Annotated in this window: 1 protein-coding gene and 1 pseudogene; both read left to right on the forward strand. The window is 40.7% G+C overall.

The features are described 5' to 3' along the window. Positions 1-841, forward strand: an 841-nt coding sequence (locus ACS8FD_RS15425; protein WP_439276494.1) for a chemotaxis protein CheB, incomplete at its 5' end; no start/stop codon positions are given. After that, a pseudogene (locus ACS8FD_RS15430) lies at positions 838-1,214 on the forward strand (hypothetical protein); the annotation flags it as partial. The gene ACS8FD_RS15425 and the pseudogene ACS8FD_RS15430, both read left to right, overlap by 4 nt.

A 1,214-nucleotide genomic window follows, 5' to 3' on the forward strand; every position in this document is an offset into this window, starting at 1 on the left:
GAGCTGTGAAGGAAGTAAGCAATTAAGAAATGGCGATTATGACGACAGCATAGCCAGTTTTATTATGGCATCTCAATCTAGTGCAGTGCTGGTAGGGTTTAGCCCAGCACCGTACCTAAATGAGATGCAACATTATGCAAAATGGCAGCGCAAATTAAAGCGTAAACTGGCTAAGCTGCTAAACAAGCCAGCATTGTTAGACAATCCACCGATCGACAACAATCCTGCGCCTTGGCGTTATGTCGTGTTTTTAGGAGCATCTATGGGTGGTCCGCATGCAGTAAAAACGTTCTTAGACAACTTATCGCCTACGCTACCTATCTGTATCTTACTCGCGCACCATTTTAACCAAAATATGATAGAGACCTTACCTCGAATATTAAATCGCCATAACGATTGGCGTTGTCAAGTGATTACGACAACTCAGCGCTTGCGAACAGGACATTGTCTAATCGCACCCATTGATCGACAGATTATATGTGACTCAGATGGTCGAGTCATATTAACAGAACAAACATGGTCAGGAGAGTACAAGCCTGGTATTGGACAGCTGCTCCAAAATACCAGTGATGTTTACGGTAGTGATCTTGTGAGCATTATATTTTCTGGTATGGGCAAGGATGGTGCTCAATACATAGATTTAATTCAAGATAATAACAGTCAGCTATGGGCGCAGAATCCAAGTACAAGTGTTTGTCCTAGTCAGCCACAAGCCATTATTGATTCTGGTCACTGTCAATTTATTGGTAGTCCTGAATTACTTGCCCAAAAACTTACCAATTATATTAGTGAGATGACAGCGAGTATCATTTCACCTTCATTTACTGTGAGCGATGTATGAGCCAAATTATAAAACATTCATTTGAAGCTGTCAGTCTATTGACGACTGATAATGGCATGCTAGAGGTTACTATTATTCCTGCTGCAAATCAGCCAGATTGGATTATTCCAAGCAGTTTGATTCTAAGTGTTGATGACCATAATGAACGTGTATGGGTATATGAGTGGGAACAGACAAAAGTTGCGGTATTTCACTTGTTACCCCATGATCAGCCTATTGATAAAACCATTGTGTTAGAAGGCAATACCAATGCGCATCGATTTGCTTTACAAACAGCAGGGGATTTACATCAAATGAAAGTCAGTATTTCAGAAGTTAAGGATGCTGAGTTGCCCGAACATCATATACAAGTCCCTGTAGACGATAATAATAA

This window comes from Psychrobacter sp. 1U2 (assembly GCF_051847575.1).